This window comes from Herbidospora cretacea, assembly GCF_001570605.1.
Classification (GTDB): domain Bacteria; phylum Actinomycetota; class Actinomycetes; order Streptosporangiales; family Streptosporangiaceae; genus Herbidospora; species Herbidospora cretacea.
Window position 1 is genome coordinate 70,956 of record NZ_BBXG01000009.1, and the last position, 26,355, is coordinate 97,310.

Consider the following 26,355-nt stretch of genomic DNA (forward strand, 5'->3'; position numbering starts at 1 on the left):
GCACCCCGTCATGGTCGGTGGTGATCGTCAGTTGGTGGCGCCGCTCACCGTCGTGCCGGTCTTGGTGACGTAGTAGGTGAGCTGTCTTCCACTCCAGAAGTGGAAGGTGAGCGTGATGCGGCCGTCGTTGGTCTCGGCGAAGAACTCAGGCTTCATGATGATCGTTCCGGCGTTGTAGTCGGGCTGGAAGTTGCTCCAGAACTCCTTGTAGGTGGTCCAGTTGGCCGGGCCGGCCGGGCTTCCGTTGGCGTACTTGGCCTCCATGGTGGCCAGTTGGTCACCGCGGAACTGCGTGGGGATGGCGAAGGAGCTCGTCGTCCCGGTGGCGGCGCTCTGGGTCGGCGGGTCGGAGGTGATGATGCTGATCTGCCACGGTGTTCCCTGGGAGAAGCGGGCGTTGATGGTGGCGTTCACTCCGTAGGCCCGGTTGCCGGCCAGACGCGTCAGGGCGGCCGAGGTCAGCGTCAGCGTGGTCCCGGACACCGTGTAGTCGGCGCCCTGGCTCAGCGCGGCGCCGCCCTGCGAGAGTCCCTGGAAGGTGGTGCCGTTCAGGTTGAGCGTGAGCGTCTTGCCGGGGATCGCGCCGGTGCGGGGGACGTAGACCTGATCGGAGGAGGCGGTGCCCGAGCGGGTGGTCCAGCTGGCCTTCTGCATGTCCAGCACTCCCTGGTCGCGCCAGGTGAGCGTGTTGCGGTTCAGGAACGAGCCGGCGTCCCACAACATGGTGGTCAGGTTGCGGATGCGGGCGTTGTATCCCACGGCCTCCAGGTACTTCAGGAGCTCGCCTCGCTCGATGATGCCCGGCCGGGTGTAGTCGTAGCTGAGCAGTGCCCATTCTCCGATGATCACCGGGATGCCGCGTGAGACGAACGTGGTGTGCGCCCGCTCGAAAGAGCTGACCAGGTCCTGCTCGACGGCGCTGTCGTACCTCGTGCCGCCGGCGATGTTCACGCTGAACGGCCAGTAGCCGTAGAAGTGGACGGTGGCGGCGATGTTGGGATCGCGCAGAGCGGCGATGGTGGAGCTCAGCGCGTCCAGCCGGACCTGCTCCCCGCTGGTGTGCAGGGTGGGCAGCACGAGAACGCGGGTGGCGTTGCCGCCGCCGGTCTGGCGGACCAGGCGGACGAACTCGGTGTTGAGGGTGTTGACGAGCTGGTCGCCCTGCTCGTCACTGGAGGTGCCGGCGAACTGCGGTTCGTTGATGCTCTCGAACAGCACCCGGGACGAGTAGTCGCGGAAGGTGCCGGCGAGCTGATGCCACAGGGCGGTGTAGCGGTTCATCACCGTTGTGGGGTCGGAAGGGTAGGTGTTGATCCATTGCCAGGAGTCGTGGTGCAGGTTGATGAGCACGTGCAGGTCCTCGGCCAGGGACCAGTCGACGATCTGGCGCACGCGGTTCAGCCATGCGGTGTCGATGGTGTAGTCGGGGGCCGGTCCGTGGTGGTTGCTCCAGGTGATCGGGATCCGGATGCTCTTGTATCCCTGCGCCCGGACCTGCCGCAGCATGGTCTGTGTGGTCAGCGGGTTGCCCCAGGCCGTCTCGTCGGGGATCGCGTCGAGCGTGTTGCCCAAATTCCAGCCGGGCTGCATCGCGGCCACGACGGCCATCGCGTTGCCGGGCGTCGGTGACGGGCTGGGCGAAGGGCTCGGTGACGGTGACGGGCTGGGTGATGGGCTGGGGGACGGGCTGGCCGTCGGGCCGTTGCAGGTGACGCCGTTCAGGGTGAAGGACGTCGGCGCGGCGTTGGCGTTCGTCCAGGTGCCGTTGAAGCCGAAGGAGACCGTCGCCCGGGTCGCGATGGCGGCGTTCCAGCTCAGGTTCGCCGCGGAGACCTGTGCCCCGGAGGTGGTGATGGTGGCGCTCCAGGCCTGGCTGATTCCCTGGCCGGACGGGAAGGTCCAGGCGAGTTTCCAGCCGTTGACCGGGTCGCCGAGGTTGGTGACGTTCACATTGGCGGTGAACCCGCCCGGCCACTGCGTGGAGACGGTGTAGGCGACGTTGCAGCCGGTCGCCGCCTGGGCGGGGGCGGCCGTCGTGGCCACGGCCGTGACCGTGGTCAACGCGATGGCCGCGCCGACGAGCGCGCTGACCCACCGGCGCGCTCTTGGTGGACTCTGCATTCGTTACTCCTTGGGGGGCGTCAGGCTCGGCCGCTCCCGATCGGCACTGGGCCGTGCCGAAGGGAGCAGATCTCCTGGATGTGGCGTGGCGCCTGGGCGCGCGCACGCCGAAGAACCGCGGCCTGGGCCTGACCACCGGACCGCCTCACCAAGAAAGTTTCTCCTCAAATGGCGAGAAACATAACTTAAGGAGAGCCTCGGAATACGTCCACCTGCCATCAAAAACGGAGGCATCGGTATGAAAGCGGCACGCTAGGCGAGGCGTGGCTACCTGGGAAAACCGCGCTCGTCGCGAAAGTATCCCGGCGTTCGTTCTGAACGTTTCAGGCGGGCGCGGTTATATGGCATGCGACGGGCTATTCTGACCGCCGGGAGCGGGACCGGTTCGGTTTCGACGGGAAGGGGCCGGAGTGTCGTACACCGAGCCGCACGAAGGGATCGACGACGCGGTCAGAGGTGACCCGTCCCGTCCCGTGACGATCTCCTACATCGCCGAGACGGCCGGGGTGTCGGTCCCCACCGTCTCCAAAGTGATCAACGGACGATCCGGTGTCTCGGCCGACACCCGTGCCCGGGTCGAGGCGCTCATCAGCGAGTTCGGCTATCGCCGGGCCAATCGCCGCAATCTCGTGGAGCTCGTTTTCAGCCGGCTTGAGGACCTCTGGGGCATGGAGATCATCCGGGGGGTGGAGCAGGTGGCCCGCGAACAGCGGGTCGGGGTCGTCCTGACCGAGTTCGGCCCCCGCCCGGACACCGTGGCGCCACCGATCGACGCCACGGTCGCTCGCCGGCCGGCCTGCGTGGTGACGGTCGCGCAGCTTTCCCAGGAGCAGCGTGACCAGTTGCGTGCCAAGGAGATTCCGTTCGTGGTCTTCGACCCCACGATCGAACTGCCCGATGGCGTGCCGTTCGTGGGCGCCACCAACTGGGCCGGGGGCCGCTCGGCCGCACGGCATTTGATCGAACTCGGGCACCGCCGGATCGGCATGGTCGCCGGTCCGGACCACGTGCTGTGCTGCCGGGCACGCCTGGACGGCTACCGCGCCGCCCTGGAGGCAGCCGGTCTGACTCCGCACCCCGACCTGGTCATACGGACGGAGCTGACCAGAGAGCACGGACGCGCGGCAGCCCTCACCCTGCTGACGGCGGACGACCCACCGACGGCGATCTTCGCGTGCAACGATCTCCAGGCCCTCGGCGTCTACCAGGCCGCACGCGAGGTGGGATCGCGCATCCCGCAGGATCTGAGCGTGGTCGGGTTCGACGATCTGCCCGTCGCCGCGCTGGTCGATCCTCCCCTGACGACAGTCCACCAGCCGCTCGCCGAGATGGCCGTCGCGGCCACGGAACTGGCGCTCGCCCTGGGTCGTGGCGAGGCGCCCGCCCGGGTCGGCATCGAACTCGCCACCACGTTGACGATCCGCGCCAGCACCGCACCGCCGAGCCGGGACCTCGGAGCCGTCGTTTCAGGATGAGGCCCGCTCAGCCCGGACTCGGTGATCGATCGGCGGTGCTGCTCCCGACCCTGGGCACCTTTCAAGCGGACTGAGCGGGGTGAATTCGGCCGTCGCCTGTGGCTTGAGGAAGTGTCGTCAGTCCAGCAAGGCTTATCCGCACTTCCGCCTCAGCTAGCTGATCAAGCTCCATTGCGATGGGGCGACCTGTGGCGGACGCCGGCATCGCAATTCGGGTGCGACCCATCCGCGACATGATCTTGTGGGTTGCGGGCCCTCTGGCCGTAATGCCAAGTCAGAGCAAGCGTTGACGGCAATCAACAGTATTCCTGGAAACCGCTGGGGGCGGTGACGTTCCTCGTGGGTTCGAATCCCACGCTCTCCGCCTACCTGGGAAAGGGTTCTGATGATCATTGCCTGGTTGTGCACCCTGATGCGTATTCACGACATGATCTCGGTGATGTTTTCCGAGCCATATGAGTGGGCCCGCTCCGGGAAACGTGGCCAGACCATGCGAAAGCTCCGTCTCGCACTACTCCGCTGAGAAGTCATTCGCCCCGACACGCTGATTCCCCTCGGCGGCCGAGCGTCGCCTTGGCGAAAGCGCGTAAGCGTGATCCGTTCCCTGCCCGACTCGTCGGGTAGCACCACCCCTTCGCAAGGTCCGAATATTCACGACTCTTGGTGGGCGCCGTGACGAGCCGCTTCACGCAGTGGACGCTCGACGTGATCGACAGCCGGAAGATGGCCGCGTTCTGGTCGCAGGCTCTCGGCTACGAGATCGAGCACGACGGGACGAGCCCGCACCTGTTCCCACCCTCCGACGCCCCACCCGGCTCGCTGACGGTCTGGCTCCAGGAGACCGGCGACCCCAAGAGCGGCAAGAACCGCAACCACCCCGACCTCCATGTCCCGGACGGCCAGGTGGACGAAGAGGTCGAGCGCCTGATCGCCTTGGGGGCCGAGCGAATCGACATCGGTCAGAAGGGCGACGAGGGGTTCGTCGTGCTGGCCGACCCCGAAGGCAACGAGTTCTGCCTCCTCTACCGAAGGCCTGAGTGAAGGCGCACAGCAGACAGCCGGCAGGTTCGTGGGTCGCCACACCCCGCACGCCGTCCACACGGGCGTGATCAGCTGGCGAAGCCCCATCGGCCGTGATCGCCAGACGGTCACGCCACTGTTCTGAGTGTCAAGGTGTGTCTGATCGCCTTGAGGTCAGGGGAGCCTTTTCGGCGGTTTCGGGAGGGCGCCATGGTCATCGTCCGGCGAGAGCTCACCACCACACCCACGGTCCTGCTCGCGGGGGTGGCACTTCTCTACCTCACCGCCCAGCTCCTCATCCCCACCCTCGGCATGGGGATCGGCTGGGACGAGGCCGTCTACGCCTCCCAGTACGCCGCGCACGCCCCGCCCGCCGTCTACTCCGCCCCCCGCGCCCAGGGGGTGCCGCTGCTCGTCGCGCCGATCGTGGCGATCACCGACAACCTGGTCGTGCTGCGGATCTGGCTGACCCTGGTCTCCTCGGCCGCCCTCTTCGGGGCTTTCGCCGTGTGGCTGCGGGTCAGGAACCACTGGGTCGTGCCGCTGGCGGCGCTGGTCCTGGCCGGATGCTGGCTGTCGCTCTTCTACGGCAACCAGGCGATGCCCAATCTCTACGTCGCGCTGGGCGCGGTCGCCGCCACCGGCTTCCTGCTGACCTCGACCCCGCTTGGCCTGGGCGCGTCCATGCTGCTCGTCTCCGTCATGAGGCCGACCGACGCGCTGGTGCTGGCGGTGCCGCTGGCCGCCTACGCCCTGTGGCAGCGGCGTTTCCGGGAACTGGCGGCGGTGGCCGTGGGGCTGGCGATCGGCTGGGGCCAGTGGGCGGCCGAGGCGGTCGTCCGGTTCGGCGGGGTCGCCGAGCGCCTCGGGGCGGCGGGGGAGCACAACGACACCGGGCTGACCAGCACCTGGGGTGAGCAGGCCCGGGCGCTCGACGGGCCGGCGCTGTGCCGGTTCGGGGTCGAGTGCGGCGGGGTGTCTCCGGTCATGCTGATCTGGTGGATCGCGCTTCCGCTGGCCGTGGGCGCGGGTCTGTGGGCGGCTCGGCACACCGAGTGGTTCCGTCCGCTCGTGCTGGCGACGGCGACGGCCGTGGCGATGGCGCTGCCCTACTTCTTCTACGTCGACTACGCCGCCCCTCGCTTCCTGCTTCCCGTGTACGCCCTGCTGGCCCTCCCCGTCGCGACCGCCGCCCTGCTGGCGCCCAAAACGGTTATGGCCGGTGTGGCGGCCCACCTCATCCTCCAGGGCGCCGTGGCCGTCGCCATGTCGTCGGACGCCCGCGCCGACCGCGACGTCATGAACGCCGCCGCCGGGGAGCTCAGGCCCCGGATCGACGGGCCGTGCGTGATCTACGGGCAGGGCGGGGCCCAGCTCGGCTACCTGCTGGGCTGCGAGTCGCAGGCGATCGCCCAGCGGTTCGACGAGACGATGCCCCAGCGGGTCGAGGGTTTCCGGGATCGCGGCTACGACGTCATCCTGACGCATCGGGGTGTCAGGGCCCCGTCGTACACCGACGACTGGGAACGGCAGGACCTCCCCGGTCCGTGGCGGGCCCGGTTCGCCCCGGCCTCCTGAGGCGCAGTGGCTTCGTGCTCACAAACGTCCGATGACCTGCTTTGTTAGCGTGAGGACATGGCCGGAACCTCGCGCGAGGCGTTCCGCGGGTGGGTGCGGAACCTGCTCGCACATGTCAGCGGATCAGGCGACGCCCGGCAGTCACGGGAGATCTATCAGACCTCCACCATGGGCGCGCTCCTCGAAGGCGTCTACGAGGGCGAGGTGACGATCGGCGAGTTGCTGAAGCACGGCGACTTCGGCCTCGGGACGTTCAACCGGCTCGACGGGGAGATGCTGATCCTCGACGGCGTCTGCCATCACCTGCGGGCCGACGGCAGCGCCCACGTCGCCGCCGACGACGAGAAGACGCCGTTCGCGGTGGTGACCCGCTTCCGGCCGGACACCGCCATCCCGGTCACGTCGGGCAGCGACCACGCGGCCGTCATCCGGCTCATCGACACGTCGGTCGGCAGCTTCAACGTGATCTACGCCATCCGCGTCACCGGGACGTTCCGCCAGGTCCGCACCCGGACGGTGATGGAGCAGTCGCCGCCCTACCCGCCGCTGACCGAGGCGACGAAGGGACAGCAGGAGAACACCTTCTCCGACATCACGGGGACGCTGGCCGGTTACCGTACGCCCGACTTCGAACAGGGCATCTCGGTGGCCGGCTACCACCTGCACTTCATCGACGAGAGCGGGCGGCGCGGCGGTCACGCCCTGGACTTCGAGCTGGAGCGCGGCACCGTCGAGCTCAGCGTCCGCTCGGAGATCCACCTCAGCCTGCCCCGGACCCGGCAGTTCCTCGACTCGAATCTGAGCAGTGGCGACATCGCCGCCCAGATCCGCCAGGCCGAAGGAGGATGAAGCGATGCGTGCCGCGCAGCGTGCGGTGGAGACCCTGGCGGCGTTCGGGGTCCGATACGTCTTCGGCGTGCCCGGAGCCAAGATCGACGAGCTGTACGACGCCCTCGTCGACGGCGGCCCGCAGCTGGTGGTCTGCCGCCACGAGCAGAACGCCGCGTTCATGGCGGCGGCCGTGGGCCGGTTGACCGGTGTGCCCGGCTGCGCGCTGGTCACGTCCGGGCCGGGCACGACCAATCTGGTGACCGGCCTGATCACCGCGAACACCGAGCAGTTCCCGATGATCGCGCTCTGCGGCGCCGTCGCCCGGCGTGACCGGCTCAAGCGCACCCACCAGACGATGGACGCCTCCGCCGCGCTCAAGCCCTTCACCAAATACGTCGGCGAGGTCGACGATCCCGGCAACGTCACCGAGGCCATCGCCAACGCCCTGCGCATCGCGGTCACCGAGCCGCGCGGCGCGACCGCGGTGATCCTCCCGATGGACGTCGCCGCCGCGCCGACCGACGCGGAGCTCAGCGGGCCGATGCCGGTGCCCGCGCTCGGCCCCGCCCCGGGCGAGCAGATCCGGCGTGCGGCGGAGATGATCCGCGACGCCGAACGGCCGGTGATCCTGGCGGGCCTGCGGTCGGGTGACCCGGACGCCTGCGCCGCTCTCCGCGAGCTCGTCGCCGGGACCGACCTGCCCGTGGTGGAGACCTTCCAGGCGGCCGGGGTGATCTCGCGAAAGCTGGAGGACCACTTCGTCGGCCGGGTCGGGCTGTTCCGCAACCAGCCGGGAGACGTCCTCGTCGCGCACGCCGACCTGCTCGTCACGGTCGGCTACGACCCCGTCGAATACGACCCGGGTCTGTGGAACCCCGACCCGGACCGCCCGGTCGTCCACATCGACTCGGTCAACGCCGACATCGACAACCACTACCGGCCGGCCGTCGAGCTGCGCGGCGACATCGCCGCCACCCTCACCGAGCTGGGCAGGCCGCTGGCCGGGCTGCGGCTGAGTCAGCAGGCCAACGCGGTGATCGCCGAACAGCGCCGGGCGCTGGCCCGGATCGACGAGCGGGCGAGGGCCGTCCCGGCGACGGAGCTGGGCCTGAACCCGGCGGCCGTCATCCTCAAGATCCGGGAGCTGGTGGACGACGACGCCACCGTCGTGGCCGACGTCGGCTCGAACTACATCTACACCGCCCGGCATTTCCGCAGCTACGAGCCCCGGCACCTGCTGTTCTCCAACGGCCAGCAGACGCTGGGCGTGGCCCTGCCCTGGGCCATGGCCGCGGCCATGCTCCGCCCGGCCACGCAGGTCGTCTCGATCTCCGGCGACGGAGGGTTCCTCTTCACCGCACAGGAGCTGGAGACGGCCACCCGCCTGGGGCTGCGGATGACCCACGTGATCCTGCGTGACAACAGCTACGACATGGTCGCCTTCCAGGAGAGGCTGAAATACGGCCGGACCTCCGGAATCCGGCTCGGCGACTACGACATCGTCCAGTACGCCGGAGCCTTCGGGGCCCGGGGGATCAGGGTCACGACGATGGAGGCGTTCGAGACAGAGCTCCGCCAGGCCCTCAGCCGGGAAACCCTGCCCATGCCGGGCGTGACCGTCATCGACGTGGACGTCGACTACAGCCACAACACCGACCTGTTCGCCCAGCTCCACGAAGGCGTCCTCGAATGAGGCCGGCGGCTATCACCACAGGTGATGAAGCGAGCTCGGATCGCCTGTTTCCGTCCGGCCGTCCATCGCCTTGACTGATGACTGAGGGGGTCCTCGTGATCCTGAACGGTCAGGCCCCGAGTTGCCACCACGTCGACCAGCTTCCGGCCGCCCGGCCAGGGCCGGCCGTATGCGAGGAATGCCTGGCCCTCGGCCGGTCATGGTCACGCCTGCTGGTGTGCCTGACCTGCGGCCTGGTGGCCTGCTCCGATGATGCTCAGGGCGGTCACGCGCGCGCTCACTACCAGGAGACCGACCATCCGGTGGTGGCCTCCCTGGATCCACGTCTGACATGGCGGTGGTGCTATGTGCATCGCCGGACCGTATGAACGAGACGGAAGTTGACTTATGACCATCGACAACCTGGTGGCGGAACGCCGACGGGACTACGACGGCACATCGCCCTTCCCCGGTGCGGAGGAGCACATTCCGGCCGGGCGGCTCCAGATCGGGCTGACGGCGGCGATCGTGATCGTGCCGTTCGCCGCCCTCGCTGTCGCGATCTTCCTGGCGTGGGGGCAGGGATTCACGTTCACCGATCTTCTGCTCGCGACGGTTCTCTACGTCGTCACCGGGCTCGGGGTGACGGTCGGATTCCACCGGCTGCTCACCCACGGCTCCTTCACGGCCCGGCCCTGGCTGCGCGTGGCGCTGGCAGTCGCCGGATCGATGGGGTTCCAGGGGAACGTGATCGACTGGGTGGCGGTGCACCGCCGCCATCACGCCTTCACCGACCGGCCGGGCGACCCGCACTCGCCCTACCGGTACGGCACCGATCTGCGTGGGCAACTGCGCGGGCTCGCCCACGCGCACCTGGGCTGGCTGTTCGCCAAGGACACGACCCCGGCCGAGCGTTACGCTCCGGACATGGTGGCCGATCCGGCCATGAACAAGGTCGCCCGCGCCTTCCCCGCGCTGTGCGCGCTGTCGCTGGCGCTGCCGTTCGCGGCGGGGTGGGCGATCACCGGCACCCTGTTCGGCGGGTTCACCGCCTTCCTGTGGGCCGGGCTGATCCGCGTCGCGCTGTTGCAGCACGTCACCTGGAGTGTCAACTCCCTGTGCCATGTGATCGGCGAGAGACCGTTCAAGACCCGCCGCCACGACCGTTCGACCAATCTGTGGCCGCTGGCCCTGTTGTCCTTCGGTGAGAGCTGGCACAACGGTCACCACAGTGAGCCCGCCTGCGCCCGGCACGGCGTGGATCGCCTTCAGATCGACCCGTCCGCTGGAGTGATTCGCCTGTTCGAGCGGTTCGGCTGGGTGAGCAACGTGCACTGGCCCGAAAGTGAACGCCTTCAGCGTCGCCGTGCCGTTTGACCGCGTGAGTACCGCTTGGGCGGGCAGTATGCCGATATGGAGCTACGCCAGCTGCGCTATTTCGTGACGCTGGCCGAAGAGCTGCATTTCGGCCGGGCGGCCGCTCGGGAGCACATCGTCCAGTCAGCGCTGAGCCAGCAGATCCAGCGGCTGGAGCGGGAGCTGGGGGTGCGGCTGCTGAATCGCACCTCTCACCACGTCGGCCTGACCACGGCGGGCGACGCCTTCCTCGTCGAGGCGCGGCAGATTCTCGACCACGTCGGCAGAGCCGGGCAGGCCGCGCGCGGCGCCGTCGCCCCGGCGCCCACCCTGCGCGTCGGCATCATCGACGCCGGTTACGACTCCATGCCGCAGATCCTGCGGGAGCTCAAGCAGCGCCGTCCCGACATCACGATCCACCAGGTCGAGGCGGGCACCCCCGAGCAGTACCGGCAACTGGCCGACGGCCGGCTTGACATCGCCATCGGGCCCGCCTCCCATACTCCGCCCGGGGTGAGATCCGAGCTCGTGAGGCACGATCCGCTCGGTGTGCTGGTGCCCGACGACCACCGTTTCGCCGGTCTCGACGCCGTGCCCGTCTCCTCCCTTATCGGGGAATCCCTGCTGATCGGCGAGGAGGCGCAGACTCCGGAGCTCAATCACTTCGTCGTCGCGCTGTGCCGTTCGGCCGGGTTCGAGCCCACCATCTACGAGGGCACTGTCGAGAGTTCCCGCGCCGCCGCCGACCTGGTCCTCCAACGCCGCTGTCTCTACTGCGTGCCCTCGTCCTTCCGCACGTCCAACCGGCCGGGCACGAGCTGGCGGCCACTGACCGAACCCGCGACGCACTATTCCTGGTCACTGCTGTGGCATGACGCGAGCGCCTCTCCCCACATCGCCACGGTCATCGAGAGCGCCCGGCGGCTGGCCGATCGGCTCGGCTGGCTGGAGCCCGGCGTCTCCGCCGGAGACGCCGGAAAGCCCATGACCGGCAGTCGGTGAGACCCCGGTCACGGCCGGCAGGGGTGCCCGGCCGGCCGTGGGTTGCGCGGATCAGGAGCGTTCGGGGCAGACGTCGATCAGGTGGCCTTCGGGGTCGGCGATGACCGTCCAGTTCTCGCCGCCCGGCTGGAAGCCGGGCTTGGTCGCGCCCAGCGCCAGGTACTCCTCGACCGCCTTGTCGACGTCGGGGACGCGGACGTCGAAGTGGAACTGCTTGCCCGGCCCCGGCCACGCCGCCGGGGTGCGCTCGGGGATGCGCTGGAAGTACAGGCTCGTGGTGCCGTCGCCGACGGCGGCGTAGTCGTCTTCGACGTGCTGGACCTCGAAGCCGAGGATCTTCGCGTAGAACTCCGCCATGGCCTTGGGGTCCGCGCAGTCGATGGTCACTGCGATCAGTTTCGCGATCGTGGTCATGAGACCGATCCTGCTGGTGATACCTGCCAGATCGTGTCAGGTATCGCGGCCCGGTTTGACCGTCCAGTAGTGGACGAGAAGTCCGGCGCCCCAGAAGACGATCGACCAGAGCGGCCAGAAGAAATGGTCGGAGTCCCAATACCACCAGACCCCGACCTGGACGAGGTTGGCCAGGACGTAGCAGAGGGCGTGGATCCGCAGGCCCAATCGACTGGCGGCCGGGCTTTTCGCTCGAAGGTTCATGTCCGCACCGTAAAACGGCCCACTTCACGTGGAGTGAATCGCCGGTTCAGTGCCCGTCAAGTGCCCGCGATCTACATTTGCGGCGCTGAAACGACACGTGGAAAGGCACATAATCATGACGACGACTCGCCGAGCGGTGCTGGCCGGATCCGCCGCGGTCGCGACGAGCGCCCTCCTGGGCACGTCCGAGGCGCAGGCCCAGTCCCGCCCCAAACCGACCGTGGTGCTCGTGCACGGCGCGTTCGCCGACGCGTCGGGCTGGAACGCCGTGGCCACCAAGCTGATCCGCGACGGCTATCCCGTCATCGCGCCGGCCAACCCGCTGCGCGGCGTGGCCTCCGACTCCGCCTACCTGGCCAGCATCCTCGCCACGCTCGGCGGCCCGATCGTGCTCGCCGCCCACTCCTACGGCGGGATCGTGATCACCAACGCCGCGACCGGAAACCCCAACGTCAAGGCGCTCGTGTACGTCGCCGCCTTCGCCCCCGACCAGGACGAGTCGCTCCTCCAGCTCCAGACCCAGTTCCCCGGCAGCAAGCTGAACGAGGCGGCGCTCGATTTCCGCCCCTACGCCGAGGGCCTGGTCGACGGCTACATCAAGAAGGAGTTCTTCCGCCCCGTCTTCGCGGGCGACGTGTCGAAGTCGGAGGCCGAGGTGATGCAGGCGAGCCAGCGCCCCGCCGACGCCCGCACGCTCGGCGAGCCCTCGGCCGCGCCGGCCTGGAAGACCATCCCCTCCTACTACCTGGTCGCCAAGAACGACCAGGTGCTGCCCGCCGCGGCGCAGCGGTTCATGGCCAAGCGGGCCGGCTCGCGCGTCGACGAGGTCGGCGCCTCCCACGTCGCGATGGTCTCCCAGCCGAGCGCGGCGGCCGATCTCATCCGGCGGGCCGCTTCATAACGGTCCTTCCGGCTGACCTGGACGCACCTTAAGATCCGCTAGCCTGGCCGCTCCCCCACTTGAACAGAGGAAGGTGCGGTCGTGATCGGTTGGTTCGAAGCGGTCATTCTCGGGCTGATCCAAGGGCTCACCGAGTTCCTGCCGATCTCGTCCAGCGCGCATATCCGGGTGGTGTCGGCCTTCGCGGGCTGGCCCGACCCGGGAGCGGCGTTCACGGCGGTCATCCAGCTCGGCACGGAGGCCGCCGTCCTGATCTACTTCAGGAGAGAGCTCTGGGAGATCATCTCGACCTGGACCCGCTCCCTGTTCAAAAGGGACCTGCGCGACACCTTCCCGGCGCGCATGGGGTGGTACATCATCGCCGGCACCCTGCCCATCGCCGTTCTGGGCCTGGCGCTGAAAGACCAGATCGAGGGGGTCTTCCGCGACCTGCGCATCGTGGGCGTCACCCTGATCGTGTTCGCGCTCATCCTCTGGTGGGCCGACCACACCGCGCGCAACACCCTGTCGCTGCAGAACCACCTGAACTTCCGCCACGCCCTCGGCTACGGCTTCGCCCAGTCGCTGGCCCTGATCCCCGGCGTCTCCCGCTCGGGCGGCACGGTGACCGCCGGTCTGCTGCTCGGATATCGGCGTGAGGACGCCGCGAGGTACTCGTTCCTGCTGGCCATCCCGGCCGTGCTCGCCTCAGGCGGGCTGGAGCTGTTCGAGATCGGCGAGGGCCAGGCCCCGGCGTGGGGGCCGACGATCCTGGCCACGGTGATCTCGTTCTTCGTGGGTTACGCGGCGGTGGCGTGGTTCCTGCGCTACATCAGCACCCACAAGTTCACCCCGTTCGTGATCTACCGGATCGTCCTCGGGGTGTTCGTCATCCTGGCGGTCAGCATGGGGTGGATCCCCGCCCAGGGCTGATCAGCTCTCCATCGCCATCACGATGACGAGCCCGACGAGGTGGATCAGCACCACGAACACCATGAAGGCGACGAAGAGCCACTTCGCCGGCCCGTGTTCGAAGGTGCTGTCCTGCTTCAGCGGGGGGCGCTTCGCCTGGCGGTCGGCGATCCGCTCTTCCACGGGCTTCCGCATCATGACCATCCTTCGACTTTTGTAGCCCACTAATAGTTAGTGCACTAACTATTAGTGTAGCATAAGGGTCATGGAAGACGTCGACCCGCTGTCCCTGGAGAACCAGGTCTGCTTCGCCCTGGCCGTCGCCTCGCGGTCGGTGATCGCCCTCTATCGGCCGGTGCTGGAGCCGATGGGCCTGACCCATCCCCAATACCTGGTCATGCTGGCGCTGTGGGAGAGCGCGCCGCTGTCGGTCAAAGACCTCAGCGGCCTGCTGCAACTGGAGCCCGCCACGCTGTCGCCGCTGCTCAAGAGGCTGGAGGCGGCCGGCCTCATCGAGCGCAGGCGGGTCGCCACCGACGAACGCTCCCTCGCGGTCACCCTCACCGACACCGGCCGCGCGCTCCGCGCCGAGGCCGAGAAGATCCCCGCCACGATCGTCGAACGCCTCGGCATGGACGTGTCCGAGCTGCAGGACCTGCACAAGGCGCTGACCCGCGTGATCGCCGCCGCGACCCGATGACAGACTTTCCTGCGTGAAACGCCTCCTCCTCATCGGGATCGGCGCCGGCGACCCGGACCATCTCACTCTCCAGGCCGTCAAGGCCCTCGCCGCCACCGACGTCTTCTTCATCGTCGACAAGGGCGAGGAGAAGCGCGACCTGACGGACCTGCGCCACCGGATGATCGAGGACCACGCGCGGCCCGGCCACAGGATCGTCACCGCTGCCGACCCCGAGCGCGACCGCACCGCGACCGCCTACGCCGAGGCCGTCGAGGACTGGCGCGAACGCCGCGGCGTCCTCTACCACCGGATGATCGACGACGCCCTGGGCGAGGGCCAGACCGGCGCCTTCCTGATCTGGGGAGATCCGGGCGTGTACGACAGCACTCTGGCCGCCCTCGAACAGCTCCCGGCCGAGTTCGAGATCGAGGTCGTCCCCGGCATCAGCTCCGTGGCCGCGCTGACCGCCCGCCACCGCATCGGCCTGACGCGCGTGGCCCGCCCCGTCCACCTCACCACCGGCCGCCGCCTCGCCGACGAGGGCCCGACCGCCGACGACATGGTCGTCATGCTCGACGCCCGCCTGGCCTTCGAGGGCCTCGACGACTTCGACATCTACTGGGGCGCCTACCTGGGCACCCCCGACGAGATCCTGGTCGCGGGCCCCGTGGCCGAGGCCGGCCCCCGGATCAGGGAGCTGCGGGCCGAGGCCAGGGAGCGCAAGGGCTGGATCATGGACACCTACCTGCTGCGCAGGCGCTGAGCCTGCTCCCTGATCTCCTCGGGCACCAGCTCCAGCAGCTGGTCGGGCCGCAGCGGCAGATCGAGCAGGCTGAGTTTCACCCGGTTCCGCCGGGCGTGCGTGGCGGCGTCGAACCGTACCAGGTTCACCGCGTCCAGATGCAGCCGCACCCCGAGCCCGGCGGCCGGATCGAGGTCACGGGTGTGCACGCCGTCGAGCAGCACCCGGGCGGGCTCGGGTGACCGGTTGGTCAGCGCGACCTCGTCGTCGGCGCCGTAGACGACCGTCCGGTCGATCCCCGTCATGGGCGCGACCGCCGTTAGCGCCAGCACCGGGACGGAGGGCGACAGCACCGGCCCGCCCGCCGCGTAGTTGTAGGCGGTCGACCCGGTCGGCGTGCAGGCCACGACGGCGTCGCACCGGTAGTAGCCGTACTGCACGCCGTTGACCGACAGGTCGACGTTGACGGCCGCCCACTGACGCGCCCCCGTGATCACCGCGTCGTTGAACGCCGCCGCGCCGTCGACCATCAGGCAACTGTGCGGCTCCAGCACGAAGTCGCCTTTGGTCAGCCGATCGAGCGCGACCGGCAGCTCGGCCGGCGACACCTCGACGAGAAACCCGAGATTGCCGTGGTTGACCCCCAGCACGGGCGTCGCCCGCCCGACCACGAGCCGCATCGCCCCCAGCATCGTCCCGTCCCCGCCGAGACTCACCACCGCGGTCGCCCGCTCGGCGAACTCCTCAGCGGTCACGCCCCGCACGTCAGCCCCCAACCGGGCGGCATCCCCCTCGCCCGCGATCAGCGTCGCCCCCTTGGCCGCCGCGAACTCCCTGATCAGGGCGACGGAACCGGCGACGGGGTTACGGGGATGAGCCACCAGCCCGATGACATGCTCCTGCCCGGAATCGAGTCCCATGCCGGAGTCCGTACCCAGCGACCTCAGAGGGCCAGCGCGTGTCTCAGGCCTTGGCCGACCCGCATCATGGTCTGGAGGGTCAGGCCGCCGAGATCTCGCTGGAGATCCTCCTCGAAAAGGATCACGATGTCGTCGCAGAGCGCGCGGCCCGTCAGGGGATCTTCCGGCGTCAGCTCGACGATGCTCGGCAACGGCGGTTTGGCTGACGTGGTGATCCGGACGGCCAGATAGCTCGGCAGCGCCCTGTTGCGGGCGTTGTTGCTCACGATCACGTAGGGCTTCTCGCCGTAGTCTTCGCCGAGGTCGGCCATGAAGACTCTGCCCCGCAGGGGATAGGTCGTCATCAGTCGCGGGAGACCTCGGCGGTACGCCGGCGGGCGGCGCGTCGTTGCGAGTGGTCTTCTTCGGTCTGGGCCGCGGCCAGAGCCGCGTAGCCGGTCACCATCACCTCGTTGAGCACCGCTTTCCTGGCCACGTCGACGAGGGTGTGAAGCGCCGCCGAAGTGGACGTCTCAGGCCCGAGCGTGGCCCCCGCCAACTGCTGGACGGCCAGGTTCTCCGGACTCCCGGGAGTGCGGATCGCCTCCAGGAACTGCCTGTCCAGCTCGGACAGGGGAACAGGTGATCGAGTGTTCGTCACACCTCATGGTGCATCGGATGTCGCATCTTCTGCAACTGGATCTGTCGCAGCTATGAGGCGCTGCGCCAGGGCGCGTACCGCCGCCCTGATCTCCGGGCCCCTCACCACCCGGAAGGCGCCCGGGGTCGCCGTGAGTTGTTCGGCGTACCAATAAGGGTTCGAGGTGCTTCCCGTCAGCAGGGTCGTCCGGTCGTCCACCGGTGACAGGCGGCCCAGGGCCCGGGGGAGATGGGAGCTCACGCGGTCCAGTGGGGCCTCGATCAGGATCTCGGCCTCGTACGCCCAGCCCGTGGCCAGGTGTTCCTCCAGTGTCGCCACCGGATCGAGGTCGGTGGGCGGATCGAAGACGTCGTCCAGGATCTCCACATCCACCACCCGGTCCACCCGGTAGGCGCGGATCGCGTCGCGTTCGGGCACGCGGCACAGCAGGTACCAGCGGCCGTGGCGGATCACCACGGCCCACGGTTCGGCCTCGCGGGTCCACTCTGTCGAGGTCCGGTAGGTGATCCGCACCCTCCGCCGCTCGGCGCACGCGCTGACCAGGGTCGTCGTGGTCGCCGGGTTGGGGCGGGCGGCGGCGCGGTCGGGGGCGGGGGCGGCGTTGCGGCGGACCGTCTCGGCCTGGGCCGCGATGCCCTCAGGGAGCGCTCGCATGATCTTCGTGAGGGCGCTCCCGACCGGGTCGGACGGGTCGGCGGCCGCGTGGTGCCCGTCGAGGACGGCCATGACCAGGCCGAGCGCCTCGGTTCCGGTGAACACGAGCGGGGGCAGCCGGACGCCTCGTCCCAGCCGGTAGCCGCCGTAAGGGCCGCGTACGGACTCGACGGGTATTTCCGCCTCGCGAAGGATCGCCACATATCGGCGCACGGCGCGCTCGGAGACGCCGAGCTTGTCGGCCAGGCGCTCGGCGGTGATCCCCGGTGAGGACTGCAGCAGTTCGAGGGTCTGCAAGGCGCGGGCGGTCGGGCTCTTCTCCACAGCGACCTCGTTCCGGAAGCCGATCGTCCGGAATCGTACCTAGCATGCGGAGGCATGGACGAACCCAAGTGGGACGCGAGCGAGGCCGAGATCCTCGTCTTCGCGCTCGAGAGATCCCGGGCCACCTTCGGCTGGAAGACCGGCGGTCTCGACGCCGACGCCCTGAACAGGCGGTTCCCGCCGTCGGAGATGACCATCGGCGGGCTGATCAAGCACCTGACGACGGTGGAGGACAAGTACACCTATGTCTTCTTCACCAGCGGCCACGGAGAGCCGCGAGAGCTCGACTGGGGCTGGGAGAGCGCCCGCCACGACACGCCCGGCCAGCTCTACTCGCGCTGGCGGGAGGCCGTCGAGACCAACCGGGAGGCGCTGGGCCGCCTGCTGGAGAACGGCGATCCCGGGCAGCTCACCCCGCGCGGCCCGAACCTGCGCCGGGCCCTGATGGACCTGCACGACGAGTACGCGCGCCACGTCGGCCACGCCGACCTGTTCCGCGAGGCCGTCGACGGGCTGGTGGGAGAGGATCCGCCGAACTGAGCGAGGGCGGCGTTGCATGTTCATGCACGACTATGTATAGTTCTGCTTGTGTCCAAGGTGCTGAATTCCCTCCCTGTCGGTGAACGAGTCGGGATCGCCTTCTCCGGTGGCCTCGACACCTCCGTCGCGGTCGCGTGGATGCGCGAGCGAGGGGCCATCCCGTGCACGTACACAGCGGAACTGGGGCAATACGACGAGCCGGACATCGCGTCCGTGCCCGGCCGGGCCCAGGAATACGGCGCGGAGATCGCCCGGCTCGTCGACTGCCGCGCGACCCTGGTCGAAGAAGGGCTCGCGGCGCTGGCCTGCGGGGCCTTCCACATCCGGTCCGGTGGCCGCACCTACTTCAACACCACGCCGCTGGGCCGCGCCGTGACCGGCACTCTCCTCGTCCGCGCGATGCTCGAAGACGGCGTCCTGATCTGGGGCGACGGCTCGACCTACAAGGGCAACGACATCGAGCGGTTCTACCGCTACGGCCTGCTGGCCAACCCGTCGCTGCGCGTCTACAAGCCGTGGCTCGACGCCGACTTCGTCCACGAGCTCGGTGGGCGCAAGGAGATGTCCGAGTGGCTCCAGCAGCGTGACCTGCCCTACCGTCACAGCACGGAGAAGGCCTACTCGACCGACGCCAACATCTGGGGCGCCACCCACGAGGCCAAGTCGCTGGAACACCTCGACACCGGCATCGAGATCGTCGACCCCATCATGGGCGTCCGGTTCTGGGACCCGAAGGTCGAGATCGCGCCCGAAGACGTGACCATCCGCTACGAGCAGGGCCGCCCGGTCGCGATCAACGGCAAGGAGTTCGACTCGCCGGTCGACCTGGTGCTGGAGGCCAACGCCATCGGCGGCCGCCACGGCATGGGCATGTCCGACCAGATCGAGAACCGCGTCATCGAGGCCAAGTCGCGCGGCATCTACGAGGCCCCCGGCATGGCCCTGCTCCACGCCGCCTACGAGCGCCTGGTCAACGCCATCCACAACGAAGACACGCTGGTCAGCTACCACAACGAGGGCCGCCGCCTCGGCCGTCTCATGTACGAGGGCCGCTGGCTCGACCCCCAGGCGCTCATGCTCCGCGAGGCGCTGCAGCGCTGGGTCGGCACCGCCGTCACGGGCGAGGTCACGCTGCGGCTGCGCCGGGGTGAGGACTACTCGATCATCGACACGTCCGGCCCCTCGTTCAGCTACCACCCCGACAAGCTGTCGATGGAGCGCACCGAAGACTCCGCTTTCGGCCCGCTCGACCGCATCGGCCAGCTCACCATGCGCAACCTCGACATCGCCGACTCCCGCGCCAAGCTGGAGCAGTACGCCGGGCTCGGTCTGGTCGGCAGCGCCCACGGCGACCTGATCGCCCTCCAGGCGGCGCCGACCGAGCTGATCGGCGCGATGCCCGAAGGCGGCGCCAACGTGATCGCCTCACGCGGCGCGGTCTCGGGGGACGACGAGTTCCTCGACGCCGCCGCCATGGAGAGCGGCACCGACTAAGACCTCACGTCACCCCGAATCCCTGGTCGGCGCACGTCGCTGACCAGGGATTCGTGTTTCCGGCCCCTCACGGCATGGATGACCTTGGTCACTCCGGGTATCCGAGAACGGCACCGATCATCGACTGGGGGAGATGCCTTGAGGACCCTGAAACTGATCGCTCCACTGGTGCTGCTGCTCGGCGGCTGCGCCACGGCCGAACAGGCGGCGCCGGCGAACACCCCGAAAGCCGCCACGTCGGGAGCGTCCACGGGGGTGGCCATCCCCGACAGCGCCGTCGGCAGGAAGCTGACCTGGTATCTCGGCGCCCTGGCGGCGCTGCCCATCCCCGAAGAGCAGATCAACCAGCACTTCGCGCCGTCGTTCCTCAAGCAGGTCCCCGCCGCCCAGATCAACGAGGTCAGCGCCACCCTCCAGGGCCTGAAGGTCGTCGAGATCCAGCGCGCCACCGAGACCGACCTGGTCACGGTCGTCCAGTCGGGCGCGAACAAGGCCAAACTGACCATCGCCGTCGACCCCACCGGCAAGATCGCCGGTCTGTTCGTCGCGCCGTCCGACACCCCGACCCCGGCGAGCTGGGGCGAGATCGACAACCGCCTCGCCGTCCTCCCGCCGTCGAGCTTCCTCGCCGCCGGCGAGGACTGCGAACCCGTCCATGGCGTCGCCGCCGACGAGGTCCGCCCCCTGGGTTCGATGTTCAAGCTGTACGTTCTGGGCGCCGTCGCCCAGGAGGTCAAAGCCGGCCGCCTCGCCTGGGACGACGAGCTGACCGTCACCGACGAGAAGAAGAGCCTCCCCAGCGGCGAGCTGCAGGACCGCCCCGACGGGACGAAGGTCCCGGTCAAGGAGGCCGCCAAGCTGATGATCTCGATCAGCGACAACACCGCGACCGACCTGCTGATCGACCGCGTCGGCAAACCGGCGGTCGAAGGGGTCATCCGCGCCTGGTCCTCCCACGCCGACCGGAACATCCCCCTGCTGACGACCCGGGAGCTGTTCGTCCTGAAGGGCGCCGACTATCCCAAGTACGCCGAGGCGTATCTCCGGGCCTCCGACAAGCGCGCCTACCTGGAGGACACCGTGGACAGGGTCCCGGCCGGCCAGGTCAAGCCGTGGGACACCCCGCGCGAGGTGAACACGATCGAGTGGTTCGGCAGCCCGACGGACATGTGCCGGGCCCTGGTCAGCCTGAACGGCCTCGGCGGCGCCGAACTGAACGAGATCATGGGCGCCAACGACGCCGGCCTCGGCCTCAACCAGCAGCAGTGGCCCACGGTGTGGTTCAAGGGCGGTTCCGAGCCCGGCGTGCTGACGCTCGGCTACCTGGCCAAGTCCGACCAGGGCAAGACCTCGGTCGTGGTGGTCGAGGCCACGGACGCGAAGAAGGCCATCCCCGAGATGGCCGCCGCGACCGAATACCTGGCGCTCATCAGAGGAGCCTTCGGCCTGCTGCGCGGATGAGTTTTGTCGGTGGCGCTCGATAGCGTGTTCGTATGAGTTACGCGATCAGCTTCCTGCGCCGCGAGCCCGGCCAGACGTGGGACGACGCCCGGGTGGCGCTGGAGAGCCGGGCTCCGGAGACGGCCGACTACGCGATCTGGTCGATCGTGGCGGTCGCGGCCCGCGAGGTGCTGGGCGTGGTGTCCGAAGACCTGCTGAACTGTGAGGTGACCCAGCTGTCCACCGGCCTCCAGGTGGAGTGCGACCTGGGCCGGTGGAGCGTGTCGGTGCCTCACTGGGCCTCCGGCGAGGGCGCGGAGCTTGAGGCCCAAGTGCGGGCGGTCGCCGCGATCGTCGAGGGGGCGACGGGGCTGACGGCCTACGACCCGCAGATCGGGGCCGTCCTGTCGGACATCGACGATCTCGCGGGGTCGGCGGCGGCCTTCGACCTGGCTGCGGCCCAGTGCGGCCGATAGTGGCCGGGCGGGCGTCGGGCTGGTGATCGCCGGGCGGTCCGGGCGCGTGGCAGCCGAATGGCTGGTGCGCGTGCGATGATTGCGGGGCTATGTCTGCGGCGCTGCCCTTTCGTCTCGCCCGTGCCACGGTGTTCGCCGTGGTCTGTTCGGGGCTTGCCGCCGTGGCCCACACCTTCGCCGGTGGATACGTCACCGCTCCGGGGCTGAGCGCCGCCTTTCTCCTGGCTCTGGTCGCCGCGTTCCCGCTGAGCGCGCGGGAGCGCACCGGGCCCCAGATCGTGCCGGTGCTCGCCGCGATGCAGGTCGTGCTGCACCTGCTCTTCTCGGTGCTGCACGTCTCCTCGCCCGAGCGGCTCGCCGGGCATCTGCACATGCCGAGCCTGAGCATGATCGTCCTGCACGTCTGGGCGGTCGCCGTCACCGCCTGGTGGCTGGGGCGGGGCGAGGAACTGTTCTGGACGCTGCTGCGCCGGTTGGCCGGTCGCATTGTCCGCGTTCTGTCGCTGCCGCGACCTCTTTCGGTGACAGGCGTTCCCGTACTGGTCACGTCGGTTGTCGTGAAGAGCACCTGTCGTCATTCTGTCGAAGGGCGTGGCCCGCCTCTGTGAGGCCGCACGCACCTTCCACTCTTGACGATGAGGAACCACGTTCAATGTCCGATGCCGACTTTCCGCTTGTGCAATTCCTGCGCGACCGGATGGATCCCATAGCCGAGCTGTCCCAGATCCGCGCCGAACGCGCCGTTCACCCGCTGCCCATTCCGGGCGGCTCGACGGTGTGGCTGGTGACCCGGTACGAAGACGTACGGGCCGTGCTGGGTGACACCGCGCGGTTCAGCAACGACTTCGGCAACATCACCGGCATGGGGTCGAATCAGGACGACCCGGGTGGCCTGGGTTTCCGTGACCCGCCCGAGCACACGCGGCTGCGCCGCATGCTCACGCCCGAGTTCACGATGCACCGGCTGCGGCGGCTCGAACCCCGCATCACCGCGATCGTCAACGAGCAGCTGGACCTGGTCCAGAAGGAGGGCGCGCCGGCCGACCTCGTGGCGTCGTTCGCGCTGCCGATCCCGTCGCTCGTCGTCTGCGAACTCCTCGGCGTCCCCTACGAGGACCGGGCCGACTTCCTGCGCTTCTCGACCGACCGGTTCGACTTCTCGGCCGGGCCGGAGGCCTCGCTCCAGTCCATCAACGACTCGATGGCCTACCTGACCGAGCTCGTCGCGCGGGAACGCCGCGCGCCCGGCGAAGGTCTCCTCGGGGCGCTGCTGCGGGACCACGGCGACGACGTCAGCGACCGTGAGCTGGCCAGTCTCGCCGACGGCCTGCTGACCGGCGGCCACGACACGACCACGAGCATGCTCGCGCTCGGCACTCTCTGGCTCCTGGAGAACCCCGAGTTCCTCGCTCTCGTACGCGACAGCGACGACCACATCGACAAGGTCGTCGAGGAACTGCTGCGTTACATGACCGTCGTCCAGGTCGCGTTCCCGCGTTTCGCGCGCGAGGATCTCGAACTCGCCGGCCAGCCGATCGCGAAGGGCGAGATGGTGCTCTGCTCGCTGTCGGCGGCCAACCGCGACGCGATCCTCGGCGAGGACATGGACACCGCCGACCCGAACCGCCGGGAACTCAAATCCCATCTCGCCTTCGGCCACGGCGTTCATCGATGCATCGGCGCCCCTTTGGCGCGGATGGAAATGCGCGTCGCCTATCCCGCCCTGCTGCGGCGTTTCCCGGGCCTGCGACTCGCGGGCGAACCGACGTATCGCCAGGTCGCGATCGTCTACGGCCTCGATTCGCTGCCGGTCGAATGGTGACCTGACTCCATCGGACGGAGTTTTTCATGCTGCTTCGTAAAACGGCGGCCGTCATTCTGCTGGCGGCCGCGTCGCTCCTGCCCGCTTCTGCGGCGCAGGCGCATGACGTACTGAAATCCAGCACCCCGAAAGAGAACGCCAAGGTCGAGAACCTGACCGAGGTGGTCCTGGACTTCAGCAACAAGGTGAGTTTCCCGAAGGTCGTCGTCAACGGCCCCGACGACAAGAACTACGCGACGGGCGAGGCGAAGCGCGACGGCCACAAGGTGATCCAGGCGGTCTCCGGGCCGCTGCCAGCCGGGAAATACGTCATCGCCTACCGCATCGTGTCGTCGGACGGCCACCCGAAGACGGGCGAGGTCCCGTTCACGGTGCTCGCGGCGGAGACCCCGTCGGAATCCCCGTCGGAGTCCCCGTCGCCTGAGCCGTCGGAAACGGCCGCCGCCTCCGCTCCCGCCACCCCGGAACCGACGCCGGTGGCGCCGCAGACGGTGGACGCCGCTCCGCAGAGCGGTGCCGAGGACTCCGGTGGCGGCAGCGGGTTCCTCATCCTGGCGATCGGGGTGGGCCTGGTCGCGGTGGCGGCCGTGGTCACCGCGACGAGACGGAAACCGAAGAAGGGCGACTGACCCTGGGCCGCCTGGTCACCTTCTCGCGGGTGATCAGGCGGTGCCTCCCCAGGCGCCACGTGGAGCGCGGCCCACCGCCTCGGAGTCGACTCGACCCCAGTGGTCACCGCGAGGGCGCGGTCGCTGGATGGGTGGTGATCCGTTGTCGAAGACGGGTCCATCCATGTCTCAGCGTTCGTGCCTGAAGTAAAGCGTCGCTTTCATCCCATATGCACCATTGCTAGCGTCACCCCAGAAAGTGCTTCGCCCCTGAAGTGCTCTCACCGGCTTTACCCCCGGAAGGCTGGATATGAGGTTCCCCCCACGTGCCCAGGTGGCCGTCACCGTCGTCGCGGCGGTCGCGGTCCTGTTCGCGGTCCTCTGGTATGGCGGCGGGCGTCCCGCGGCACTCGTCGAAGGGCTGCCCTCACCGGGCCTGCTGACCGAATGGGGGCTCCCGTTCGTCCGGCTGGTGCACGACATCTGCGCCGTGGCGACGGTCGGACTCCTGCTGACATCGGTCGCTTTCACCCGTGACGAGGAGATCCGCACCCAGGCGCGCCGCCAGGTCGTGTGGTGGGCCTCGGGATGGGCGCTGACCGCGCTGGCCACGATCGCGCTGACGCTGTCGGACTTCCTCGGCCTGCCCGTCACCGAAGCCCTGGGCGCGGGGGTGCTGCAGACGTTCGTCCTCTACATCCCGCAAGGCCAGGCGTTCCTGCTCGTGGCCATGATCGCGATCGTGATCGCGGTCTGCGCCATGCTCCGGGGAGCCGAGCTGGTCCTGCTGGGCGCCGCTGTCTTCGCCGCGCTGCCGCCCGCGTATGTCGGGCATTCGGCCTCGGCCGCCGACCACAACCTCGCGGTCTCCAGCCTGATGCTGCACATCGCCGCCGCCGCCATCTGGGTCGGCGGCCTCTACGGAGTGCTGACCCTGGTGCGCAAGGACCGTGACCTGGTCCGGGGCGTGCGCCGCTTCAGCACCGTGGCCCTCTGCGCCTACGCGGCGGTCGGCGCGTCCGGGCTGATCAACGCCTGGGTCCGGCTGGGCGGCCTGACCACCCTGTTCGATTCCCGCTACGGCCTGCTGGTGCTCGCCAAGGTGGCGGCCCTGGCCCTGCTCGGCTGGTTCGGCTGGCGCCACCGATCGGTCACGATCGCCCGCCTGGAAGCCGACGCTCTGTCTCAAGCGCCAGACAAGCGCACGGCCCGGGGAGAGCCGGATGGCGATCCGGTGCCGTCGAAGACCGCCTCCGAGCCGGGGCCGGATGGATCAGCCGAAGGCGAGCCGCAAACCGGTGGATCTGTGCGCAAGTTGGATGCACCAGCCGAGGGTGAGCCGCAAGCGGACGGGTCAGCTCTAGGCGAGCCGCAGGCTGACGGCTCCGCGCGCGAGCCGGATGGACCAGTGGAGGGTGAGCCACTGGCTGGCTCCGTGCGCCGGCCAGATGGATCGGCCGAGGGTGAGCCGCGGGCTGACGGATCCGGGCGGGAGCCGGTTGTGGCCGGGGCGTCCGGCGGGCAGCCTGTGGCGGTCGCCGACTCGGGTGTGGATCGGGGGGATCGGGGGGATCGGCGTCCCTTCCTGCGGCTTGCCGCTGTGGAGGTGGCGATCATGAGTGCGACCGTGGCGCTCGCCGTCGGGCTGTCGCGGACCGCGCCGCCGCCCACGGAGGAGGTGCCCAACGTCAACCAGGCGCTCGGTTACCCCCTGCCGCCCATCTCGCTCGAACGGCTCTTCTCGGAGTCCCGGCTCGACCCGATCCTCCTGCTCGGCATCGCCGGGCTCGCGATCGCCTACCTGGTCGGCCTGCGCCGTCAGGTCTGGCCCGTCGGGCGCACGCTGGTCTGGTTCCTGGGCCTCCTGGTCCTCCTCTACGCCTCCACGGGCGGCCTGGCCGCCTACGGCCCGGCGATCTTCTCGGTCGTGTCGGTCGAATACGCCCTGATCGGAACGCTCGCTCCCGCGTTGATGGCGTTCGGCGCGCCGCTCAGCCTCGCCCAGGGGCGGGAACTGCTGCCGAGGTTGCTCGCCAACCCCGCCGTCGCGCTCGGGTTCTATGTCGCCTCGCCCGTCTTCCTCTACGTCCTCGGGTTCTTCGAACTGGCCCAGTCGAGCCACGCGCTGCACCTGACCATGGTCGTGGTCCAGGTCCTGGCCGGACTCGTGTTCTTCGTCGTGGTCGCGGGCGTGGATCCGCTGCCTCGGGCGGTGCACACGTACACGAGGATTCAGCTCGTCGGGATCGCGGTCGCGGTGCAGATCGCGGTCGTGGTGCTGCTGACGCTCGGTCCTCTGTACGCCGAGGGCTGGTATGGCCTGGTCGGCTTCGACATGGTGCCCAACCGGGCCGACGACCAGCAGTGGGGCGCGCTGTTCGGGGCCGGGATCGCGCTGGTGGCGTTGCTGGGGGTGCTGGTGACTCTGGCGGTACGGGTCGTCGCGGCCCGGCGGCGAGTTTCGATTCTCAACATACAAAAGGTGGACGATCTTCGGCAGAAGAAGTAA

28 protein-coding genes are annotated in these 26,355 nt (G+C 69.0%); 20 read left to right on the forward strand and 8 right to left on the reverse strand.

All coding sequences use genetic code 11. The features are described 5' to 3' along the window. Positions 1-27 precede the first annotated feature (27 nt). Positions 28-2,121 carry a cellulase family glycosylhydrolase gene (locus AW270_RS19385; RefSeq protein ID WP_061296309.1) on the reverse strand — a complete coding sequence of 698 codons (2,094 nt, stop codon included), beginning with the start codon at positions 2,119-2,121 and terminating at the stop codon, positions 28-30. 473 nt (positions 2,122-2,594) lie between these two features. Here AW270_RS19385 and AW270_RS19390 point away from each other — a divergent pair, with 473 nt between their 5' ends. From AW270_RS19390 to AW270_RS19420, 8 genes are all read left to right on the forward strand, one after another. Next, positions 2,595-3,596 (forward strand): LacI family DNA-binding transcriptional regulator, encoded by a 1,002-nt coding sequence (locus tag AW270_RS19390; protein WP_082801707.1) that lies wholly within the window; start codon positions 2,595-2,597, stop codon positions 3,594-3,596. Positions 3,597-4,268: 672 nt separating this feature from the next. Further along, positions 4,269-4,637: a VOC family protein gene (locus AW270_RS19395; protein ID WP_082801708.1), complete on the forward strand. Its 369-nt coding sequence runs from the start codon at positions 4,269-4,271 to the stop codon at positions 4,635-4,637. 189 nt (positions 4,638-4,826) lie between these two features. After that, a complete protein-coding gene (locus AW270_RS19400; protein WP_061296310.1) occupies positions 4,827-6,194 on the forward strand; it encodes a hypothetical protein in 1,368 nt (455 codons plus the stop codon). Positions 6,195-6,251: 57 nt separating this feature from the next. Then, positions 6,252-7,043, forward strand: a complete 792-nt coding sequence (gene budA / locus AW270_RS19405) for an acetolactate decarboxylase (protein WP_061296312.1) — start codon at positions 6,252-6,254, stop codon at positions 7,041-7,043. 4 nt (positions 7,044-7,047) lie between these two features. Further along, complete coding sequence (gene alsS / locus AW270_RS19410) at positions 7,048-8,718, forward strand: acetolactate synthase AlsS (protein WP_061296314.1); 1,671 nt, start codon at positions 7,048-7,050, stop codon at positions 8,716-8,718. 77 nt (positions 8,719-8,795) lie between these two features. After that, a complete protein-coding gene (locus tag AW270_RS37860) occupies positions 8,796-9,086 on the forward strand; it encodes a UBP-type zinc finger domain-containing protein (protein ID WP_082801675.1) in 291 nt (96 codons plus the stop codon). 19 nt (positions 9,087-9,105) lie between these two features. After that, complete coding sequence (locus AW270_RS19415; protein WP_061296317.1) at positions 9,106-10,074, forward strand: acyl-CoA desaturase; 969 nt, start codon at positions 9,106-9,108, stop codon at positions 10,072-10,074. Positions 10,075-10,110: 36 nt separating this feature from the next. Continuing rightward, entirely contained in the window at positions 10,111-11,055 is a 945-nt protein-coding gene (locus tag AW270_RS19420) for a LysR family transcriptional regulator (RefSeq protein ID WP_061296319.1), read from the forward strand. A gap of 51 nt (positions 11,056-11,106) precedes the next feature. On the opposite strand, the gene AW270_RS19425 is transcribed toward AW270_RS19420, so the two are convergent. Both AW270_RS19425 and AW270_RS19430 read right to left on the reverse strand, forming a co-directional pair. After that, positions 11,107-11,469 (reverse strand): VOC family protein, encoded by a 363-nt coding sequence (locus AW270_RS19425; protein ID WP_061296321.1) that lies wholly within the window; start codon positions 11,467-11,469, stop codon positions 11,107-11,109. Positions 11,470-11,505: 36 nt separating this feature from the next. Continuing rightward, complete coding sequence (locus AW270_RS19430; protein WP_061296323.1) at positions 11,506-11,712, reverse strand: 2TM domain-containing protein; 207 nt, start codon at positions 11,710-11,712, stop codon at positions 11,506-11,508. Positions 11,713-11,827: 115 nt separating this feature from the next. Between AW270_RS19430 and AW270_RS19435 the strand changes: the two genes are divergently transcribed. Together AW270_RS19435 and AW270_RS19440 are read left to right on the forward strand one after the other, a co-directional pair. Next, a complete protein-coding gene (locus AW270_RS19435) occupies positions 11,828-12,613 on the forward strand; it encodes an alpha/beta fold hydrolase (protein WP_061296325.1) in 786 nt (261 codons plus the stop codon). 81 nt (positions 12,614-12,694) lie between these two features. Continuing rightward, on the forward strand, positions 12,695-13,525 hold the full coding sequence (locus AW270_RS19440) for an undecaprenyl-diphosphate phosphatase (protein WP_218009283.1): 831 nt from the start codon (positions 12,695-12,697) through the stop codon (positions 13,523-13,525). Here AW270_RS19440 and AW270_RS19445 read toward each other — a convergent pair whose 3' ends face one another. Next, positions 13,526-13,699 carry a hypothetical protein gene (locus AW270_RS19445; RefSeq protein WP_245674772.1) on the reverse strand — a complete coding sequence of 58 codons (174 nt, stop codon included), beginning with the start codon at positions 13,697-13,699 and terminating at the stop codon, positions 13,526-13,528. It lies immediately after the preceding gene. Between the two features lie 70 nt (positions 13,700-13,769). Here AW270_RS19445 and AW270_RS19450 point away from each other — a divergent pair, with 70 nt between their 5' ends. Together AW270_RS19450 and cobF are read left to right on the forward strand one after the other, a co-directional pair. Next, entirely contained in the window at positions 13,770-14,204 is a 435-nt protein-coding gene (locus tag AW270_RS19450) for a MarR family winged helix-turn-helix transcriptional regulator (protein ID WP_061296331.1), read from the forward strand. A gap of 13 nt (positions 14,205-14,217) precedes the next feature. Beyond that, positions 14,218-14,949, forward strand: a complete 732-nt coding sequence (gene cobF / locus AW270_RS19455) for a precorrin-6A synthase (deacetylating) (protein ID WP_061296333.1) — start codon at positions 14,218-14,220, stop codon at positions 14,947-14,949. On the opposite strand, the gene AW270_RS19460 is transcribed toward cobF, so the two are convergent. The 4 genes from AW270_RS19460 to AW270_RS19475 are packed head-to-tail and all read right to left on the reverse strand — an operon-like array spanning position 14,928 to position 17,466. Further along, a complete protein-coding gene (locus AW270_RS19460) occupies positions 14,928-15,848 on the reverse strand; it encodes an NAD(+)/NADH kinase (RefSeq protein WP_061296335.1) in 921 nt (306 codons plus the stop codon). The genes cobF and AW270_RS19460 overlap by 22 nt on opposite strands. Before the next feature lie 23 nt (positions 15,849-15,871). Next, the gene (locus AW270_RS19465) at positions 15,872-16,192 is read right to left on the reverse strand and encodes a type II toxin-antitoxin system PemK/MazF family toxin (protein ID WP_061296337.1); all 321 of its coding nucleotides are present in this window, start codon (positions 16,190-16,192) and stop codon (positions 15,872-15,874) included. Next, the gene (locus AW270_RS19470; RefSeq protein WP_061296339.1) at positions 16,192-16,488 is read right to left on the reverse strand and encodes a hypothetical protein; all 297 of its coding nucleotides are present in this window, start codon (positions 16,486-16,488) and stop codon (positions 16,192-16,194) included. Before AW270_RS19470 ends, AW270_RS19465 begins: the two co-directional genes overlap by 1 nt. Before the next feature lie 3 nt (positions 16,489-16,491). Continuing rightward, positions 16,492-17,466 (reverse strand): helix-turn-helix transcriptional regulator, encoded by a 975-nt coding sequence (locus AW270_RS19475; protein WP_061296341.1) that lies wholly within the window; start codon positions 17,464-17,466, stop codon positions 16,492-16,494. Positions 17,467-17,520: 54 nt separating this feature from the next. Between AW270_RS19475 and AW270_RS19480 the strand changes: the two genes are divergently transcribed. The 8 genes from AW270_RS19480 to AW270_RS19515 all read left to right on the forward strand — a co-directional run bounded on the left by AW270_RS19480 (position 17,521) and on the right by AW270_RS19515 (position 26,355). Further along, a complete protein-coding gene (locus AW270_RS19480) occupies positions 17,521-18,006 on the forward strand; it encodes a mycothiol transferase (RefSeq protein WP_061296343.1) in 486 nt (161 codons plus the stop codon). Between the two features lie 48 nt (positions 18,007-18,054). After that, complete coding sequence (argG, locus tag AW270_RS19485) at positions 18,055-19,500, forward strand: argininosuccinate synthase (RefSeq protein WP_061296345.1); 1,446 nt, start codon at positions 18,055-18,057, stop codon at positions 19,498-19,500. A gap of 138 nt (positions 19,501-19,638) precedes the next feature. After that, the gene (locus AW270_RS19490; protein ID WP_061296346.1) at positions 19,639-20,961 is read left to right on the forward strand and encodes a serine hydrolase; all 1,323 of its coding nucleotides are present in this window, start codon (positions 19,639-19,641) and stop codon (positions 20,959-20,961) included. Positions 20,962-20,993: 32 nt separating this feature from the next. After that, positions 20,994-21,416, forward strand: coding sequence for a hypothetical protein (locus AW270_RS19495; RefSeq protein ID WP_061296348.1), 423 nt, complete (start codon positions 20,994-20,996; stop codon positions 21,414-21,416). Between the two features lie 89 nt (positions 21,417-21,505). Then, a complete protein-coding gene (locus AW270_RS19500; RefSeq protein WP_061296350.1) occupies positions 21,506-22,024 on the forward strand; it encodes a hypothetical protein in 519 nt (172 codons plus the stop codon). 68 nt (positions 22,025-22,092) lie between these two features. After that, positions 22,093-23,238 carry a cytochrome P450 gene (locus AW270_RS19505; protein WP_245674773.1) on the forward strand — a complete coding sequence of 382 codons (1,146 nt, stop codon included), beginning with the start codon at positions 22,093-22,095 and terminating at the stop codon, positions 23,236-23,238. A gap of 26 nt (positions 23,239-23,264) precedes the next feature. Further along, complete coding sequence (locus tag AW270_RS19510) at positions 23,265-23,867, forward strand: copper resistance CopC family protein (protein ID WP_061296355.1); 603 nt, start codon at positions 23,265-23,267, stop codon at positions 23,865-23,867. Positions 23,868-24,156: 289 nt separating this feature from the next. Further along, positions 24,157-26,355, forward strand: a complete 2,199-nt coding sequence (locus tag AW270_RS19515; RefSeq protein WP_157522247.1) for a cytochrome c oxidase assembly protein — start codon at positions 24,157-24,159, stop codon at positions 26,353-26,355.